This window comes from Candidatus Regiella endosymbiont of Tuberolachnus salignus, assembly GCF_964020115.1.
GTDB classification, from domain to species: Bacteria; Pseudomonadota; Gammaproteobacteria; order Enterobacterales; family Enterobacteriaceae; genus Regiella; species Regiella insecticola.
On sequence record NZ_OZ026542.1, the window covers coordinates 609,298 to 629,012 of the forward strand.

Annotated in this window: 13 protein-coding genes and 1 pseudogene; 12 read left to right on the plus strand and 2 right to left on the minus strand. The window is 45.8% G+C overall.

Going from position 1 to position 19,715, the window contains the following annotated elements:
* Positions 1 to 5: 5 nt before the first annotated feature.
* The 11 genes from AACL30_RS03110 (at position 6) to AACL30_RS03160 (ending at position 17,693) form a co-directional block, all read left to right on the plus strand.
* The gene (locus tag AACL30_RS03110; RefSeq protein ID WP_176488058.1) at positions 6 to 416 is read left to right on the plus strand and encodes a GPW/gp25 family protein; all 411 of its coding nucleotides are present in this window, start codon (positions 6 to 8) and stop codon (positions 414 to 416) included.
* A gap of 263 nt (positions 417 to 679) precedes the next feature.
* Positions 680 to 1,114 (plus strand): hypothetical protein, encoded by a 435-nt coding sequence (locus tag AACL30_RS03115; protein WP_119963693.1) that lies wholly within the window; start codon positions 680 to 682, stop codon positions 1,112 to 1,114.
* A 108-nt stretch (positions 1,115 to 1,222) separates the two neighbouring features.
* Positions 1,223 to 5,680, plus strand: coding sequence for a baseplate J/gp47 family protein (locus AACL30_RS03120; protein WP_339057780.1), 4,458 nt, complete (start codon positions 1,223 to 1,225; stop codon positions 5,678 to 5,680).
* Between the two features lie 33 nt (positions 5,681 to 5,713).
* Entirely contained in the window at positions 5,714 to 6,952 is a 1,239-nt protein-coding gene (locus AACL30_RS03125) for a tail fiber domain-containing protein (protein ID WP_339057781.1), read from the plus strand.
* A 58-nt stretch (positions 6,953 to 7,010) separates the two neighbouring features.
* Positions 7,011 to 7,229, plus strand: coding sequence for a hypothetical protein (locus tag AACL30_RS03130; protein ID WP_119797631.1), 219 nt, complete (start codon positions 7,011 to 7,013; stop codon positions 7,227 to 7,229).
* 50 nt (positions 7,230 to 7,279) lie between these two features.
* Positions 7,280 to 10,129: a hypothetical protein gene (locus tag AACL30_RS03135; protein ID WP_339057782.1), complete on the plus strand. Its 2,850-nt coding sequence runs from the start codon at positions 7,280 to 7,282 to the stop codon at positions 10,127 to 10,129.
* A gap of 13 nt (positions 10,130 to 10,142) precedes the next feature.
* Positions 10,143 to 12,506, plus strand: coding sequence for a contractile injection system tape measure protein (locus tag AACL30_RS03140; protein ID WP_339057783.1), 2,364 nt, complete (start codon positions 10,143 to 10,145; stop codon positions 12,504 to 12,506).
* Positions 12,507 to 12,508: 2 nt separating this feature from the next.
* Positions 12,509 to 14,662 carry an AAA family ATPase gene (locus tag AACL30_RS03145; RefSeq protein WP_422389569.1) on the plus strand — a complete coding sequence of 718 codons (2,154 nt, stop codon included), beginning with the start codon at positions 12,509 to 12,511 and terminating at the stop codon, positions 14,660 to 14,662.
* Positions 14,659 to 15,282 (plus strand): DUF4255 domain-containing protein, encoded by a 624-nt coding sequence (locus AACL30_RS03150; protein WP_339057785.1) that lies wholly within the window; start codon positions 14,659 to 14,661, stop codon positions 15,280 to 15,282. Before AACL30_RS03145 ends, AACL30_RS03150 begins: the two co-directional genes overlap by 4 nt.
* A gap of 56 nt (positions 15,283 to 15,338) precedes the next feature.
* Complete coding sequence (locus AACL30_RS03155; protein WP_339057786.1) at positions 15,339 to 16,541, plus strand: DUF4157 domain-containing protein; 1,203 nt, start codon at positions 15,339 to 15,341, stop codon at positions 16,539 to 16,541.
* Positions 16,542 to 16,868: 327 nt separating this feature from the next.
* Positions 16,869 to 17,693, plus strand: coding sequence for an N-acetylmuramoyl-L-alanine amidase (locus tag AACL30_RS03160; protein ID WP_339057787.1), 825 nt, complete (start codon positions 16,869 to 16,871; stop codon positions 17,691 to 17,693).
* A gap of 474 nt (positions 17,694 to 18,167) precedes the next feature.
* Here AACL30_RS03160 and AACL30_RS03165 read toward each other — a convergent pair whose 3' ends face one another.
* Together AACL30_RS03165 and AACL30_RS03170 are read right to left on the minus strand one after the other, a co-directional pair.
* Positions 18,168 to 18,398 (minus strand): hypothetical protein, encoded by a 231-nt coding sequence (locus AACL30_RS03165; RefSeq protein ID WP_339057788.1) that lies wholly within the window; start codon positions 18,396 to 18,398, stop codon positions 18,168 to 18,170.
* Positions 18,399 to 18,402: 4 nt separating this feature from the next.
* The gene (locus AACL30_RS03170; RefSeq protein WP_339057789.1) at positions 18,403 to 18,564 is read right to left on the minus strand and encodes a MerR family transcriptional regulator; all 162 of its coding nucleotides are present in this window, start codon (positions 18,562 to 18,564) and stop codon (positions 18,403 to 18,405) included.
* A gap of 137 nt (positions 18,565 to 18,701) precedes the next feature.
* On the opposite strand from AACL30_RS03170, the pseudogene AACL30_RS03175 reads away from it, so the two are divergent.
* Positions 18,702 to 19,674: pseudogene (locus AACL30_RS03175) on the plus strand (IS701 family transposase).
* Positions 19,675 to 19,715 lie beyond the last annotated feature (41 nt).

A 19,715-nucleotide genomic window follows, 5' to 3' on the forward strand; every position in this document is an offset into this window, starting at 1 on the left:
TGATAATGGTAAATGACCAGGCATTTTTAGGCCAAGGTTGGAGCTTTCCGCCCACCTTTTCACAGCAGGGGGCGGTACTGGAAGTGGTGTCGGGTGAAGAGGATATTCGGCAAAGCTTACGCATCCTGCTCTCGACTAATCTGCAAGAACGTGTGATGCAACCGACGTATGGCTGTGAACTGGGTCAGTTTGTATTCGAGGAAGTCACCCAGGGCTTGATCCATCGTCTGCAAAACATTATCAGTGACGCCGTGTTATACCATGAGCCCCGTATCCGACTCGATGAGGTCATCATCACGCCGCATGCGCAGACGTTACTACTGATCACCCTGAATTACACGCTACGCACCACCAATTCACGGAGCAATCTGGTGTATCCCTTTTATTTAACCGAAGCGACGCATTTGTCATTTTAAGATAATGCGTTCTATTTTTACTTTTTTGTAGATATTCGCATCTACATTTAAGGAGGATAAATATGAGTCAATTTGTAATAGAGACATCGGTGGAAATGTTGCCGAATGAATGGGGTGTGGTTATCCGTCGAAAAGGCGTCCCCACACTCACAATTAGCGCAAAGGTTTGCCGCATTTGATACAGAGAAACACGGGGTGAAGCGATGGCAACCGGCTGTATGGGTGCTGAAATAATTTGATGTGTCGGCTCTGGGAGGTTAACTATGTTAAATATCATCCTCGTTGATGGCGATAGCGTCTTGTTTATGCCGCTATTTGGCCAGGCGATGGTCGTAGTACGTCCTGGCAAACTGACAGCGAGCGGTAAATCCACTAGGAAAGGTAAAAAAATCGCCCTAGTAGGGGATGAAAAGCAGGTCTCTGTGGCAGGATGCGTCTATGTCACGCCGGTGTATAGTATTCCCGGTACCGGCACACTAAAAATTGCGGCATTGGCCGGTGATCAAAAAACACAGAAAGTCATGTGTTGCGGTAAGGCGATACTGCGTAAAGGTCAACGATTTACGGCGAAATTTGAGGTGCAAAACCCTGCCAAGCAACCGCCACCCGGTCCAGGCGCCCCCATCCCCGATCCTACCCCGAGCTACAATGGTAGCGGGATATTTCTGAACAGCCATGTTCATGCCAGCGCAAAATAATAACCCTCTCTTCTGAATACGCTACGTGCCTTCATTGAGGGCATTGCTGGCAGGCCGATGCTGCAATGACACAAAAACCGTATTCTTGAAATTTTTGGAAAAAATGACATGAAGCTTAACGCAGCATCCCAATATCGCGATGGCACCAGTCAACGCCATCGATTGTTGACCGCTCTGGCTCCGGATTATTTTGTTGTCGATGATCGCACATTGCATGATGTTATCCAGTTTGCTCAGGCGTATGCCAAAGAGCTTCGATTTTATGAGAGCGGACAAATTACCCCTACAGACTGGATCGGTTTTTTGCCTACGGATAAACAGTTTATTGAGGACGCCGTTCGTTTTATTAAGCAGCCGGAAGCCATTGTTGACCTGGATCGGCGAATGGCGTTGATGCAACCTCATCGGGTCTTGTTTTGGGTTTTTCTCTTATTGCTTCGTTACCCCCAGCAGCAATTGAACGCCCTCACGCAGCGTTATCTCGAGTTTTACTACCGAGACTGCCTACAATTAAGAGAAAAACCGCCCCAGCCGGATCGGGCGCATGTGATCTTCGAACTGGCGCCATCTCAGCAAGCCTATTGCCTTAAAGAAGGGATCTTACTCAGTACGGAGCAAGGTCAATCTGATAGCGCGGCGCCGATTTATCGTCTCGACCGAGATAGCGTGATCACCTCGGCACAAGTGGCTAAAATTTGTGCCTTGGCGCTTAAAAAAGAAGTGTACGACTTTGCGACTTTTTATCACCCGGGAAAAACCAGCGATAACGATTTTGCCGCTCTGTTGCAGTGGGTTTTAGAGAGAGCAGCGCAACAGGTGGCTATGCCCGCAGGTTTTGAGAACGCAGCGCCAACGCCTTCCATTGATTTGCCTTCGCTCAAAATGCTCGCTGAGCAAGATCAATTAAAAGGTAAACAAAAAGATTACATTGAAGAAGAGCTGGCTTTCCATGACGTGAACGATTTCAAAATGTGTTTGCAAGGGCATCGGTTGCAGACGGCAGAACAAACAGACCAGATTCACAAGATGATGGAACGTGTTTATCAAAAAAAAATAGCGCTCCAGCGATACCAGGCACTAGAACATAAACATCGTAATGGAAATTTTATCAACATGCTGGCCTTCGCGCTGGGTGCTCCATTACCGACATTGCCCAGTCCGCACACTGCGATAACGTCCTTAAAAACCGATCTCACCCATCCTGCGGTCATGGATTATATTAATAAAAAACTCTATATGACGATTAAGGATTTTGAAAAAATCATCGATATCGTCATTAAAGCGCCTGACATCAATTCCAAGGATTGGAAGGAAGTGTATCAACTCGTCCAGGGTGCTCAGACCCTAAAGCAACCTTATCCCGATATTCGTATTGAAAAAACAACGCATCTGTGTACACGCGTTATGCTGGATGCTGAACTGAAGGAGCATAAGCCGTTTAAAACATTCGATTGGTCTGCAACCGATACCCCGGCTCTGCTCGGTTTTGCTGTCAGTTCGCCTTTATTACGCCTTGGTGAAGGGCGCAGGAAGATCACTTTAACAGTAGACTGTCAACGCGATACTTTTCACCTTGATCGGCTGAATAAATTTGTGCAACAGTCACCTTTCACTTTTCAATTAAGCGGCGCTGAAACCCATTTTGCTCCCTCGTCGGCGACAGTCACCGCAGGGCATTTTTTTTTGGCAACCGCCCTGGCGGAATACGATACGAATACGTTGGCTTTAATTTGCCGTTTTAAAGGTGAAAAGGGGCAATTCAACAGCGAGAGGGATAAGGATAATTATCTCCAATTTGAAGACGGGCAGCTTTATCAAATCACGGAGGTGATGAGTGCGCAACACGCTAAACTCCGCCCCGTCGGTTTTTTGCCGAGTAAAGGTTTCATTAAAAAATACCCTGAACTCACTCTGACGGGCACGGGCAGCCCTTTGTCAGGCTTGGCATTAGAAGAAATGCCTGTCACTGAAGGCATAGGCGGCAAAACGCGTAAAATCATCACGGCAAACAGCAATTTGTTTACCGTGAAAGATCATTTTAAACAGTACATTTTATGGACGGACGGGCGAGTTTATCGGATTGAACACCGGGTGAATGCCAATAAAATAGAAGTCGTTGAAGTGGCTTATTTACCGGATATAAAACCCAAACCCGCCGCGCCACGGCTGTATCCCGATATTCAATTGACGGAAACCGAAATACTCACGGGGTTAGTTATCGATGGCGTCGCTGCAAATAACGAGCAATTCACAGAAAAAGAGGTCGGTAATTGGTTGGTTTGGTCCAATGGGCAGGTCTTTGCTATTCAAAAACAGGTGGGGAACCAAGAAGTTAAAGTCGCTTGTAGAGGGCAATTACCTCCCAATACGAAGATTGAAAAATATGCTGCTGACGCCTTATTTTTAAATGGGCTTCAGTTTACATTCGATCTTAATGAAACGGCCCCGGCAATGACCGCTCCGCTAATCGATGTTAGCCATCAAGGGTTGACCGGTGTTGACCCGACGATAAAAATAACCCTCAAAGCCGGGGGTGACTACGATCTGTTTAAAATGATCATCGTAGAAAAATATAAGTTGGCGGTGAATGTGCAAGGGATTAAGGATGTAAAACGGAGAAACGATGCATCGCTGTTAACGAACACCGTTTTATTGCAGCCGTTTGGTGATCAACCTACCGCCCATGCCGGATTTTATTGGGCGCACTCAGAAATTTGTGATAACGCGTTAGATTCACTGGATTTAGGCATCACCTGGTCAGGGTTACCCGAAGATTTTGGTACCCACTATGCGGTTTATAATGCGGTTTTAAATAAAAAAATTGATAACACAAGCTTTCAAACCCAGTTAACCGTCGTGAACAACCGTGTCGTCACCGCCATTGGCACGCCACAATGCTTATTTTCCGTCGATCCGAACAGTAAAAAATTAACCGCCCACACCTGTCTGCAGTTTAAAAATTTACCGAAGCTGGGTGAGGAGGAGGTAAACCGCTTCACACACAACGACCCCGATGAAGAAGACCCTATGGCCTGGTCTCGCTATTTTAAACTCGCATTAACCGAGCAAGATTTTTTGCACGACCAATATGCTACGGTGCTCAACAAAAGCGCATTAGCCCCGCCGACAGAAGGTAAAAGTGTGCCGGACGTCTATCCGCCTTATACGCCATTGATACGCGACTTGACGCTCAATTATACGGCTTCCACGCTGATAAACCTGACCCATCCTGCCCATAATGCAATCAATGAAGCACAATTATTTCAGCTACATCCCTTTGGAAGTAAGGTCTTGGGGCACAACGTCAATCAGTTATTACCCCAATTTTCAGCCGCGGGTTATTTATATATGGGTCTGAAAGACGCAACCGTGCCGGCACCGCTCTCATTACTGTTTCAAATCATCCCGAGCGAAAGTGATAAGCTGGAAGAAAGCGCCGATATGACCTATCACTATTTAGGTCAACATGATTGGGTAGCAGCAGATAGCTCGACTTATTTTCATGATGAGACGAAAGGGTTGATGCACAGTGGGGTGATGTCGTTTCATCTGCCAGCGGCCGCCAGTCATGAAAATCCCCTGATGCCCACGGGTTTACACTGGTTGTGCGGCTCCGTTAATCAAGAGGTGGTATCGCCTCAGATTGTTGCGATTAAAACACAAGCGGCAACAGTCACGTTGGCAAAGGAGGCGAATGATGAACACTACCGCAAACCGTTACCGGCTTATTCTATTAATCAACTTGTTACTGCCGATCCACAGATAAAAGCGGTCACACAACCCTACGCTTCATTTGGGGGGCGTGCCAGGGAAAATCATCAGGCTTTTTGGCAACGGACGAGTGAGCGATTACGTCATAAACAGCGCGCCATTTCCAGCTGGGATTATGAGCGCTTAGTGTTAGCGGCATTTCCACAGCTCTACAAAGTCAAGTGTTTAACGCAAACACAACTGAGCGCATCACCGTTAGCGAAGGTCACTGTCGTGGTTATCCCCGACAATGCCAATAACAGCGAACCCTTTTTGCTGTTGAAACCCAAGGCCTCGCGTGACTTGCTGGAAGCAATCAAAGTTTATTTAAGCCGGTATATTTCGCCTTTCGTTGATTTGGAAGTGAAAAATCCAAGCTATGAACAAATAAAATACCGGGTCACTGTTCGCTTTAAAAAAGCCGATGAACCCGGTAATGATATTGCTGAACTCAATAAAGCGATTAAACGCTTTCTGTCACCTTGGGCCTATGAAAGTACCGCGGAGGTGACATTCGGTAGCTATATTCACAACTCATTGTTAATCCATTTTATTGAAAAACAGCCTTATGTCGATTACGTCGCCCAACTCAGACTCATTGAACACATCAAACTGGACAGTGATCTCACGGCTTCTAACACCGTTTATTCGATACTGGATGTGGATCAAGCGCAAGCGCAAGTGCACGCCCTCGATGCTGTCTTGGTTTCTGCCCCGGAACATATTATCGAATTAGTGACAATGCATCAGCATGAAGATATTTATTTTGAAGGGATTGGTCACATGATCATTGAAACAGATTTCATCGTTCATTAAGGCTTTACATTTAATTCTATAGAGGAAACCACAATGCCTCAAAAAACCAGAGCAGAGCTAAAAGACCGCTTTAAGCGCGGTGACAGACCCACCGCGCAAGATTTTAGCGATCTATTCGAATCTTTTTTAAACGTTAAAGAAGATTGGATCAAAAAACCAGAAGGGGTTGAAAAGCCGCTGCGCATCATGCCACAAAGTGACCAACAAAATTGGCTGGATTTCTGTGTCAATGAAAGCAGTTGCGATACGGATTACTGGCGTTTAAATCATCAACCTCAGGACGATAGCACCGGTTTCAATTTATCTTATGAGGGTAAAAGCCGACTTTTCATTGATAAAGAAAAGGGGAAAACCGGCATTGGCACCTTTAATCCTGGCGCACAATTGCATATTCAGTCCACGAAGGGCGTGCATATGTTACGTGTTGGCACTGCTGATACTACTGCCTTGTTTATTAAAGAAGACGGTAAGGTAGGCATTAATCATGCAAGTCCAAGCTGCCCATTGGATATTAAAGGTGAGGCCCAGGCGTCGGGTTTTGGCTTAACGGATCGAACAACACATTGGGAGCAAAATGGCACCTTGTACCAGTGTGATGGACCCGTTTATCTCACCACCGATCACGGACTTCATCTGCGCATGCAGGACAGTGCGGATACTGCGTTTCATTTCGACACCCCCCAGGGAACATTAACGATTAGCGCCCAAAGTATTAATCAAAAATCGATAGAAGCAGAGGGTTATATCTCGTGTAGAGGCCGTATTAAGTGTCGATCGGGGATACAGATCGATGAAGGCAGTGCGAGTTCTCACTGGAATAACTCCGACGGTGCGTTTTATCGCTATAATAAGCATTGGTATCTCTCGGTAGACAATAACCTTTATTTTCGCAAAAAAGGAGCAAAAAATATCGCTTTTCATTTTGATATTGATACCGCGACGTTAAGAGCCAACAAGTTTCAGCAGGCCTCTGATCGCCGTATCAAAACCAATATCAAACCGCTCGGGTCGGTGCTTGACAAAATACAACGATTACAGGGGATCTATTATGACTGGAGTGACCATGCGAGGACAAAAGACTATCTCAAAGAGCCGCAAATAGGACTAATTGCCGACGAACTGCAAGCGTCGTTTCCTGAATTGGTCGCTTGTGACCAAGATAATTTTAAATACGTTGATTACGGGCGTTTTACCGCGGTATTGCTGGAAGCGGTCAAACAACAGCAGCAAATGATAGCGCAATTGTTTGTGCATTTGAAACTCACGCCATAGAAAACAGTTCATCTTCAAAGCCACTTTTATCCCCTCCAACACAGTGAGCCGCCCCTACATGAAACAACCATTACAGCGTCGTCTGGACGAGCTAAAACAGGCCTTTGCGCAAGGCCAAACGGTGTTTAACGAGCTTAAAGAAAAACAAGCCAATACGCATGACACCTTGTTACGTCTACAAGGCGCGATTCAAGTGCTAGAAGAAATATTGACGCAAGAGCCCGTTTCTGATGAAGCCGAGAAAGCCCTTCATCCGTCCCCAAAAGACGACAATTGAGATAAAACACAACCGAATGCGACTTAACAGTAAAATACAGAGCAAACAGTATGATAAACAATGATGCCATGGCCACGACAGCGCCACCCACAACGCCAACCCCGCTTGGCATGGATTATGCCTTTCTGCGCAAAACGGGTATTGAGCATATTCAACGCTTAGCCGGTGAACTGTGGACTGACCATAACACACATGATCCCGGTATCACGCTATTGGAGTGTTTATGTTACGCCATCACCGATGTGAGTTATCGCTTATCGTTTGAGATGAAAGATTTGTTGGCCGTATTACCCACCCACGGAAGCAACCCGTCAAACATAAGCCGTGCCCCTTTGTTTACGGCACGTGATATTCTGACTTCTCATCCTGTGACGCTCAACGACTATCGCAAATTGTTAATCGATATTCCTGGCGTCAGAAACGCATGGATTGAAAAAAATCCCGCGTCTTTGGTGCCCATTTATTATGAAGCCCAATCCAATTGCTTACGCTTGAATCAAGCCACGGAAACGGCAAAACCGCTGCCCCTACGCGGTATATACCAAGTGTATATCGCCAAGGACGACACGGTTTCCGATGGCAAAAAAGAACAAGCGCTGATGAAGACAGTGAAAGCGCGATTACACCAATACCGCCAGATCGCCGAGGATTTTGCCGATCCCATTCTGCTGCCCTTTGAAGAAATTACCGTAAAATTACACATCGTGGTGGCCGATGATGTGGATCTTGATCGCTTAGCGGCGCATATCTACTGGCAATTAAGTCAGGCGATTGCACCTACTCTCTCTTTTCATTCACTGAGTGCCCGGCGCCAGGAAAATAGGCCGATTGACACGATTTTTGAAGGACCTCCTTTAGCCAACGGTTTTATTGATGAGACTGAGCTGGAAGGATTTGATCGTAAAACCACGCTGCGTAGCTCCGACTTTATTCATATTATTCTCGATATGGATGGTGTGCAGTCGGTGAAAAAAATTGCGCTGGAAAGCAGTCAAAAGAGCGGATTTCACCAACCCTGGGTGTTAGAACTAGACCTGAATTACACACCGAAATTGAAACCGTTGCAACAACTGCTCGAAAGCGATCTACAATTTGAGCGCCAGGGTATCCTTTGTCAAATCAATATAGAGGCGGCTAAAGCACATCTCAAAAACGTGAAGGAGCGCGAGGCATTCGATAAAAAAAAGCAGCCGCTACAAGATATTCCACTGCCCCGCGGTCACTATCGACACCTCGGCGACTATGTATCGATACAACATGATCTCCCCCCCAACTACGGTATAGGATCATTAGGGCTGCCCGATTCTGTCTCCCCAACGCGTAAAATTCAAGCCAAACAACTCAAAGCGTATTTACTTTTCTTTGATCAATTGCTGGCCAATTATCTTGCGCAATTAGCACACATTAGAGAGCTATTTTGTCCCCCTATAATAGGAGATACCGCGCCTCGGTCGATTCAGACGTATTTTACCCAGTCCGTCACCGATGTGCCGGAACTCGACAGTGTACTGAATCCCGATCACAAAACGCATTTACAGCAAGCCATAGAAAATGTTGACACGAAGATAACACGTGAAAATAAATTGTTAAATCATTTAATGGCCCGCTTTGGGGAGCAATTTATCGATGACGCTCTGTTGTTATATGACAAACAACAGCAGCGTAAGCCGGTGATTTCTCTTGGCGAAAATAAAGCGCCTTGGCAGGGGTTTCATCTCGAGGACAAACTCGCTTTTCTGCAAGCCTACCCGCAAATGAGTGCCGCCCGTGGCAGCGCCTTTAACTATACCCAAAAAAGGGGGGATACGGACAATATTGCTGGCCTCAAAAGGCGTCTCTGCGGATTATTAGGTATACAAGCGGTGAATACCGCCACGATTAACGATGAAGGATTTCACCTCGTTGAACATGTGCTGCTAAGACCCCGATCAACGCCGTCCACTGAGCCCTATTGGGCATTTTTGGGTTCACCGATTGTTAATTTTTCGGAATCAGCGCCTACACGCATTGCTCGTTTTTCGAAATCAGCGCCTAACAGAACTGTCTGTCACGTTCCCGATCATGATTTACAAGCAGGTGATCACATCACGATTTCTAATACCACGCATTATAACGGGCGCTATGAAATAAAATGGACCGCCAAGGATTCTTTTCATATTGAAAAACCCTTTGTCGCGGAAGAGGCGAATCAAGGCAAATGGACGTTTCCTAACAGCACTTTAGCGCCTACACGCATTGCTCGTTTTTCGAAATCAGCGCCTAACAGAACTGTCTGTCACGTTCCCGATCATGATTTACAAGCAGGTGATCACATCACGATTTCTAATACCACGCATTATAACGGGCGCTATGAAATAAAATGGACCGCCAAGGATTCCTTTCATATTGAAAAGCCCTTTGTCGCGGAAGAGGTGAATCAAGGCAAATGGACGTTTCCTAACAGCACTTTTTGTCATGCCTCCGATCACGGTTTACAAAAAGGCGATCACATCACGGTTTCTGACACCGGTCATTATAAAGGGAATTATGAAATAAAATGGAAGGACAAGGATTACTTTTGTATTGAAAAGCCTTTTGTCGCAGAAGAGGCGAATCAAGCTCAATGGGCGATGGACATTCATGGGAAAGATCCTTATTCATTACAACTGAGTTTTATTTTTCCTGCTGCGTCAAAACGATTTAAAGAGAAAAATTTTAAAAAATTGCTCTGTGACGTCTTAATCAATGAAGTGCCTGCCCACCTGGTGATTTATGTGCATTGGTTTAATTACAAGGCTATGTGCGCATTTGAAGAAGTCTATCAGGCGTGGTTAACGAAAATGGCCACCGATCCTACCTCTGCTTGGCAAGAATCGGTGCAATTACTGGCATTGCTTCGCATGGGCAAAGCGCTAACGTAGCAGTCTACAGACGATGCCAACGCACCTTATACAATGCCAAACCTGGATAGTGCACTTGTCCTCACAGCAGCCAAGCTGGGCGATAAAAAATACCCTCAGTCAATGGGCACGCGTACAGCTGCCGCCGATCTTGGCAAAGATTTGTGATGAGCAGATTGAAGCTAATCAGTGGTATTCACTGGATAAAGTGGAACTGGATTTAGGGGTCATTACATTACCTGCTGAGCCACAACAGGTTATTGAGCAGATCGCTACGGCCTTTTCCCAGGCATTAGCTGAGCAATTACAGAACTTTAGGCCAGCGGCGATCATGAAGCGCGATGAAAATGCACAAGCGCTCCGTACGTTAGATTATTTTATTAAAACGGGCACGCGACCTTGGTGGGTTTCCAAAGACACCGTGGCACTGACTCAATGCTTGCTTCGGTTAATTGACCGTACCCCCGCACGGCTTAGAGAAAAATTATGTCACTATCTCGCGCAAGCCGCCACTTTACAGCGCCTCATTGCACAGTGTTCTGATGATCAGCTATTAGCCCTCAGTCGACTATTAGCCCAAAACGATCATGTGGAGCTGTGGTGTCAACAAATCAGTGCCCCTTTACACCGTGCTTTTACCCGAGAACAGTTTGCTGCCATGGCATTAAGAAGCGCTTATTGGCAAGCCATATTAATCACCAGTGAGATGATGAGCCGTGTAAAAATCGATAAGACAGCTTTTTATAAGCACGTCCTGCTACACCTGGCCACCCATTGTCAGCTCAATTATCATTACCTTTTGGTGAGGCTGTTCACCACGCTCAAGGCGCAAGAAAAAATTGCCGACCCCTGGCCGATACTGTTACCTGAGCAGCATGGCAGTCCATCAACACGGGAAAAAAATGATGTAAACGCTTTTATAAATGAGGCTATTTATGAACAACTGCTCACCCAATTACAAATACTGAGAGCTTTTTGTACAGCCAAAAACAAGCAACCATCTCTCTCTTATACTCACACGCCAATGCTTGATATTGCTCGCCAAACAGGGCTGATAAGCAAGGTGGATCGCCTTGTCGACATCATCATGGCGAATAAAAAAAGATTTTCTGAACATCCTCAGACGCGAGAAGTGGAACTCAATCGCTTTAGGGCGTATTTAAACAAAATAATCCCTCAATTAGGGATCCCTTCATCTGAAACGTTGGCGCATCTGCCTTATCACCGCCTGGTGACGTTGCAACAAACGCTGAAGGAACTTGACACTTTTTCACTCATGCGAAAACATCACGTTTTTATTCGTAGCATCATGGAACAGATAAAGCCAAATGTGTCAAATCAAGTCACACTCAGGCATCAAGAGGGTAAAATCGCGACGCTTATCCCGCTGTTAAGGCAATTATTAAGCCGATTACAGCAAGAAATCACGAAAGCCGAACACCAATCCACGTCGAGTAAACGCGTTGACAAGGTTCAGCATGAACGCCTGTTACAGGGAACACGGCCAACCCCGTCGATAACAGTCGCCGATTGTGGAATCGGTCAATCTGAGCAATGCCAAAAGAGTCAGATAGCCTCGTTGATCCCTCACAGCGAGAAAGCGTCGTTAAATGATTTAAAAGAGAAAGTGACAAAGTTGCGTAAACACTATGGACGCTTATATCGGCAATACCAAGCACTATTAACATTGACGGGGCAAACCGCTACAGTGAAAGCGGCTAAGCACGACGTTGCCAACCTTATTTTGAGTACACCGTCCTTGCAACCTGTCACTGCGATGATCAATACGCTCTCTGTGGTGCTAAAAAAACAGCAGCAAGCACATCAAGCGGCGTTAATGCTCACTAAAACAATAAGCCAATCACTTTTACTGGCAAGAGAAGCGGATATAGATCAACATGAAGATATTTACGTTGATAATGCAGGGCTAGCGCTTTTAGGGATTTATTTAAAACCCTTTTTCACCACGGCGCACTTACTGCAAGGAGATCACTTTATTGATCACCTTGCAGCGCGGCGAGCCGCGTTGCTATTACAATACCTGATGACCTCACAGTCGATATGCTTTGAAGAAACCTTGACGTTTAATAAACTCCTTTGTGGTCTGAATTTACAAGTACCGATTGAGCGCACCATTGAAGTCAATGTCGCGGAGCAGGCGGCATGTGATCAGCTCTTTGCGCAGGTCAAAACCCAATGGCCGGTGATGACGCACCTATCAAACTCCTATTTGATTCAGCATTTTCTTATGCGCCAGGGGGTGATACGAAATCACCCCTATCACTGGCAATTACAAATAGAGCGTACGTCCCACGATGTGTTGATGAAAGGGATCACCTGGCCTATCAACCTCATTCAATTACCCTGGCTTGACAAACCTATACAAGTGGATTGGTAAAAATGCCCCTCTCATTCTTTTCAAGCTCGTTTGAGCATTTGCTCACCGAGCTTAAGCGCATGGACGCTTTGATAAAAGCTTATGTAAAACAAGCAATCACAACACAAACGCATGATAATCCCTACCCCGGTTTGCAAGTGACGGCCCAAGAAGCGCAGGCGTTACTTAATGACACTGTGGGGCTGCCTTTTTGGCATACAGCGTATGCCGACATCGATTCTCCTTTGAGTCAATTCGCTCATGAACGCCAGGCGATTGACCAGGCGGTTGAGCAGAGTATTAAAAATCAGATCTCGCTACAGTTAATCGCTTTGCAGCAACGCTTTCAGTTAACACCTCAGGAGATTGACATTTTACTTATCTGTTTGACGGTAGAATGGGATGCCCGCTACGCGGTATTTTTCGCTTATCTGCACGATGATGTTAATCAAAAACGACCCACGATGGATCTGATTTTAAACCTATTAAGCCAAAGTTGGAGCGAAAAAGGGGCTATAAGACGGTGGCTTTCCCCTACTGCAACGCTGAGGCGTTACGCACTGATTGAAATCAACGAGCAAAACGGGGCGTCTTCTCTCAGCCGACCGGTCAATATCAGTGAGCGGATCACTCACTTTCTGCTAGGGCAAGAAGATTTACCGGCGGCGCTCAGCACAATAGTGTCGATTATGACACCCGATAAATCCTTATCGGCGTTAATATTGCCCGATGCCTTGCGTGATCGCCTCGATAACCTGCTCACACAGCACCGTGCTGAGCTTGCGCAGGCAGTGATTTATTTGCAAGGGGGCACTGGCGCGGGTAAACGAACGCTGGCGCAAGCCCTGTGCCATGCGTTAAAGATAACGCTAGTGGTGGTTGATTTACCGGCATTGATAAAAAGTCAATCGCAGGAGCGAGTAGCATTGATCTTACGTGAAGCCTATTTGCACAATGCCGCGATTTACTGGCGTGGCATGCCATCAGTCTTGCAGGCTGATCAACAAGACTGGCGCCAGCCAATCATGGCGGCTTCTAAGGCGTATCGTGGGCTTGTCTTTATGGACGGTGAGGCCAACTGGCCCTGGGCACAAACGAGGGTCCCCGAGAAGAGAATACTGACGATAAGCCTGCCGCCCTTAACCACACTGCAAAGGCAGGACTTATGGCAACGCGCGTTACCCCACCTTGATCAAAACACGGTCATAGACGTAGCGACGCGCTTTCGCTTTTCGCCTCGCCAAATTTTTTCAGCCGCACAGCTGGCTAAACAAGTTAGCCACGGGGATAATCCCCGTGATCTCAGCATCGATGACGTCTTTCATGCCTGCAAGTTACAAACCACACAGGCACTTTCAACCTTGGCACGTCCTTGTCAACCCAGTGTCCAGTGTCCCGAGATAATCTTACCTCTGTCTTGCCGGCAACAACTTGATGAATTGCTCCATCATGTTCAGTACGCCACCACCGTGTATGAACATTGGGGATTTGCTCGTCAGCTCACACGTGGGAAAGGATTAAGCGCGTTATTTTCCGGCCCCCCGGGAACAGGCAAAACCCTGGCGGCCGAAGTTGTCGCCGCTCGCTTGAAATTAACACTGTATAAAATTGATCTCTCCTCGATAGTCAGCAAGTACATTGGTGAAACCGAAAAAAATTTAGAGCAACTCTTTCTAGAAGCCGAAGCCCACCAGGGGATCCTCTTTTTTGATGAAGCGGACGCGTTATTTGGCAAGCGTAGTGAGGTGCAAAACGCCCATGACCGCTATGCGAATAGGGAGACCAGCTATCTCTTACAAAAAATCGAGGACTACCCGGGGATCGTTATTTTAGCCACCAATTTCAAACATAACATCGATGAGGCCTTTGTGCGCCGGTTGCAATTTTGTATCGATTTTCCTTTTCCGACTGCCGAGGAACGCCTGCAGATTTGGCAAGGGATTTGGCCCAAAGAAACCCCCCTTAGCACCGACATTAATTTCTCTACCTTGGCGACCCTTGAGATTGTGGGCGGTCATATTAAAAATATCGCCTTGGCGGCCGCGTTTAAAGCCGCCAGTACTCCCTCCACACCAAAAGGCGCTCAGGTGACCCTGACCCATATTAAAGCAGCGGCGCAAGGTGAGTTTAAAAAAATAGGCAAAATCATCCATCCAGAACAATGGGCTTCCCTATGATAAATGACCTCAATGACACACTCGCTGCCTTACTCGAGCAAGAACTCGCGTTGAAAGATTCAGGGATTAACGTTGTCTTTGCCGCGCCTGATACACGCTTTTTTCAAAAAATCACCCCGCCACTGATTGCTATCTTTCTTTATGATATTCGAGAAAATCTGGCGTTAAGGGTGAGTGAGCCTTTTGCCCAGCAAAAAACGGCGGGGGTTGACACCACCTCCGTCATCCGTTCACCGGTTTCTATCGATTATTCGTATCTGATTACGGCCTGGGGCAGCAACGGTAGTGAGACGGCGCCGGATAAAGACCAGCATGACATGCTAAGCCGTGTGCTTCATGCCTTATTACGCCATCCCATCTGGCCTGCTGCACGATTAAAAGGGCAGTTAGCGGCGCATCCTCTGCCGCGCGCCTTTGTCGCACAACCTGGCCATTCACACAATATGGCCGAGTTTTGGAGTGCCATGGGCGGGCACCCCAGAGCAGTACTGCATTACACGGTAACCGCTCCTCTACATGCACACGCCCCGATAGAAAACATCCCCGTGGTGAAAGTGGTCTCGCATCAGGCGAGCGAGAAACAAAAGCGTAACATAACATGGCCTACTAATCCGACTTGACACAGATAAACAAACGATTTTCCTAACCATGCAATCCTTATCGGAAGGAGCACATTATGGCAACGAATGAACATAAAACTTTTCAACAGGCGACTGCGCATAAACAGCCGCGCTTCCCACGAGCAGCCAATCGAATGCAGCATGCCTCTTCCCCTGCATTTCATCCCACTATTCCCTTGCAATTCCAGCGGAACCCACAGAACGTATTAGCGGCACAAAGCCTGATAGGTAATCGTGCTGTTGTACAGTTATTGCGCCAACAGCCGAGCCGAGACACGCAAACCACCAACAACACGCGTTTACCGGAGCCACTGAAAACCAATATGGAATCCCTCTCCGGCATCGATTTGAGTGAGGTGCAGGTACATTATCACTCGGAAAAACCTGCACAACTCCAGGCATTAGCCTATGCGCAAGCAGAGCACATCTATCTAGGGGCTGGACAAGAACGGCATTTGCCGCATGAGGCCTGGCATGTGGTGCAACAAAAGCAAGGGAGAGTGAAACCGACACTACAGATGAAAAATGGTATTTCTGTTAATGATAATCCTGCTTTGGAAAAAGAAGCAACACAGTGGGGGGAAAAAGCAATTCAGCGAAAATATGACGCTACTGCGCCATGTCCATTCAAGAAAGTCACAAAAGAATCTCAGGCAGTACAATGCGTAACAGGAAAAAATCCGAAATCAGTAACTGTGAAAAATAACGATGATCCACTTGAGGTTAAAATTAAACAGACTGAATTTCTCAAAGAAGGCACAATATTGTATAAATGTACAAGATTTGAAGATTATAGTGTTGATAAGGCACTTCAAGGAGACATCAACAATATCCGAGGATTGGCTAAAGACAAACCAAAGAAAGGCGATAGGGATTGGGTTGGTCAATATTTTGCGCTCGATAAGGAAATAGCTAAAGGGTACGGTGCGGAATATCTGGAGGACTCGGAAGGAACTGGAACAGTTTACCTACAAGTTGCAACAGTGAAAAAAAACATCCCTCTTCTTATTATGGAAAATAATGAGTATGGATCTGGAGATATCACCGGGAGAGCAAAAGCAAATCTAATGAAAGAATATTTGAATCTTTATCCAAATGAGCCACTGATACACACACTCAGTGACTTTAATTATGCCCTTCAATTTCCTCATGATCAGGAAGGAGGTAAAGAAGTGATCATGACTAGAGATTTATTGAAAAATCTGTTATTTAAAGAACCCGTGACGATAAAATATAAAAACTATTCTCTAAAGGATTGAATGAACATACTATTGGATTTTATTTCAGCAGGCTTTAATTAATATTTTAGAGAAAAATAAAGAAGCATTTTAAAATGAATTGAATTCATTAATTGAAATCGAAAGAGCAGCCGTGTCCGTTGAAAGAATGAGCTTAAAACGTGAACCACAAGACCTTTTAGAGGGTATAGCAAAAAAATCAAACAACGAATAACCTTGAAACACTTCGTGTTTTCTAATTTAACTCAGCGTAGTAAATTTGTACTTCATATTTCTACTCAATTATCTGCACAAGCAACATATCATTTTTTAATGCTCATTAGCGCCATAACTTATGAGTAAACCACTATGAATATCAATTTTAACACTTACCGATCATTGAGAAGACCTGACAAAGGTTACAATGACCGCATTCGCTTTCTGGTGATGCATTACACTGCGGCTAATTTTTCAGCTTCCGTAAACAGCTTAACGGGTGGAGCAGCCAGTGCGCACTATCTTGTCCCCGACCCAACGGATCCTTCGTATATCGCTGCCGGTTTTAAGGATCAACAAATTTTTAACCTGGTGGATGAAAAAAACCGTGCTTGGCATGCCGGCGTCAGCACCTGGGGAAATCGCACCAACCTTAACGATAGCGCGATTGGGATCGAGATAGTGAATCAGGCGACGGATGTACAAGGTGTATTCACCTTTCCGCCTTTTAATGACCGCCAAATAGAGGCAGTGAAAACATTATCCTTGGATATTCTCCAACGCTACTCTGACATCTCTCCCACTCACGTGGTTGGTCATGCTGATATTGCGGTGGGACGTAAAAGTGACCCTGGTGCTGCGTTTCCCTGGAAAACACTCTTTGATGCGGGTGTAGGCGCATGGTATGATGAGGAAATAAAATCTGCTTATATGGAGCAGTTCACTACAACCCCATTAACTCAGGCTGACGCGTTGATCCGTTTTAAAAAATACGGTTATGATACCAGTGGCGCCGCGACTGATTCAGCTGTCTATAAAAAACTTGTCCGTGCCTTTCAACTGCATTTTCGTCAAAGCCGCTATGATGGCGAACTCGATACAGAAACGAGTGCTGTATTAGCGGCATTAGTGAAAAAGTATTTCAATTATCCGGCAGAAAACCCAACCACCGCCCAGAATACCGGCAGTGTCATTTAGCAACCACTCAGCAAAATCTCTGATTTGTTTGACATTATCATGAACTGACGGCAGATCATCTTAGAATCATTACGAATAAACTCGGCTTAACGGAAAATAGTTTGTTCAGTAGTTAAAGTAATCTTAGATAATGCTTCATATTGGATACCGAACAATTCATTTTCTATAGATAAATTATATCTTAAAGTTTATCGTGACATTGTTTGGGTTCATTCATTAGCCTTCTATTAAATTTTGTTCGATAGTGCTAAATTGGAACTCTACCTAAGGTCATTACTTTTTTTATACATCGTTAACAAATGAATTGCGTATCTGAAATACCATCAATTTTCTCGTCAGTGTTCATGTCTTCGCTAAATAACACTCTGCAACTTGCAACTTTTGCACTAGCAAGCACGATAGCATCGTAAAACGCGACACGGCGAGTTTGGTGTAAGTCGATTCCGGCACGAATGATAACTGGAGTCACTTGAATTACTTCAAACTGTTCTTATAAATCGAGCTGTGCCCTAATGTATTGCGGAGAAAGCTTGAGTTTTTTAGAGCAACATTGCAATATTCCTGAAGTACTTGGGTGGAAAGTACGCCACTTGCGTCTTCATAAAGCTGTTTAAGCAAGGAAAGTGCTGCTTTCTGCTTCTCCGGAGCGTCACTGGCCTCAGCGTAAACAAGGATGTTGGTGTCAATAAAGCTGCGATTTGCCATACGATTAACGCTCATTGGCTTCGTCGCGATTAAATTGCCAACCATCAAGCTTGGCGGATGACTGCAAACAGCGAGCCTCAAACTGTGTCCATTGCTGATTACGGCAGGCGCTACCTGCTAACTGTTCCAGGTAGTCACGTACAAGCTGGTTAAGGCTTTTACCCATTTTTTGAGCTGCGTCACGCGCCCGCTGCGCAACTTATTTGTCTACAGAAAGAGTGATATTCACGGCTGATCTCCATTAATTTAGGACTTACGCAATTTTCACCTAAAATAGAATAAAGATTCTGTAGGGTGTCACAAATGAAACCAAGCCGCTTAAACTACTGCCAGTATCTGATGGTAAGCCAGATAAATTACACCTTGACGAATTTTGCTGATCACAGGCAAGACATGAGTCACGATGCGATTACCCGCTATTTGCGAAACGACCACGTAACTGGGAGCGCTTTGTGGACGCAAGTAAGGGACAATATGGAGTTGTCTCCAGACGGCTATGTTGTGTTCGACGACACAGTACTAGACAAAAACTTTTCGCACCAGATTGAATTGGTACAACGTCAATACAGTGGTAACGCACACCGCGTCATCGAAGGCATCGGCGTCGTAAATTGTGTACGTCAATCCCAGCACGGAACAATTTTGGGTCATTGATTTTCGTATTTACCCTCCTGATGGTGATGGCAAATCTAAACTCGACCCTGTACAGGATATGCTAAACAACGTAGTACGGCATAAGTGCCTACCCTTTGCCGCCGTGTTGATGGATACAGGGCACGCCACTAAGAAGATGAGGCTATTTATCGAATCGTTGCACCGATGTGACTACTGTCCACTGAAAAACAATCGTTTGGTGGATGATTCAGGCGGGGTAAATCCTTATCGTCACGTGGATCCTCTCGCCTGGAACGAAGATGAACTGACCCAAGGAAAGACGATCAAGATCAAAGATTTTGCAAAAATGCATAAGGGGCAAGTGTTCCGGGTTGTGGTGTCTACACACCGCACGGATTTTGTCGCCACTTACGACCTTTCTCAGGATCCTACCTCGGGCACACACCCAGTGTGTGGCTGGCGATGGAAGATTGAGCAGTTTCACCGTGAAGCAAAACAACTCACTGGACTCGAAAAATGCCAATGTCGCCATGCTCGGATCCAACGCAATCATATTGCGTGCGCTTTTCTAGTCTGGGCTCGATTGGCTCAAATTGCTCGAAGTACAAGCAAAACGCTTTATCGTATTAAGCAGGGGTTGCTCGATGATTATCTTTGTTAGCAGCTCAAAAAACCTTCGATTATTATGCTATTTGCGTAAGT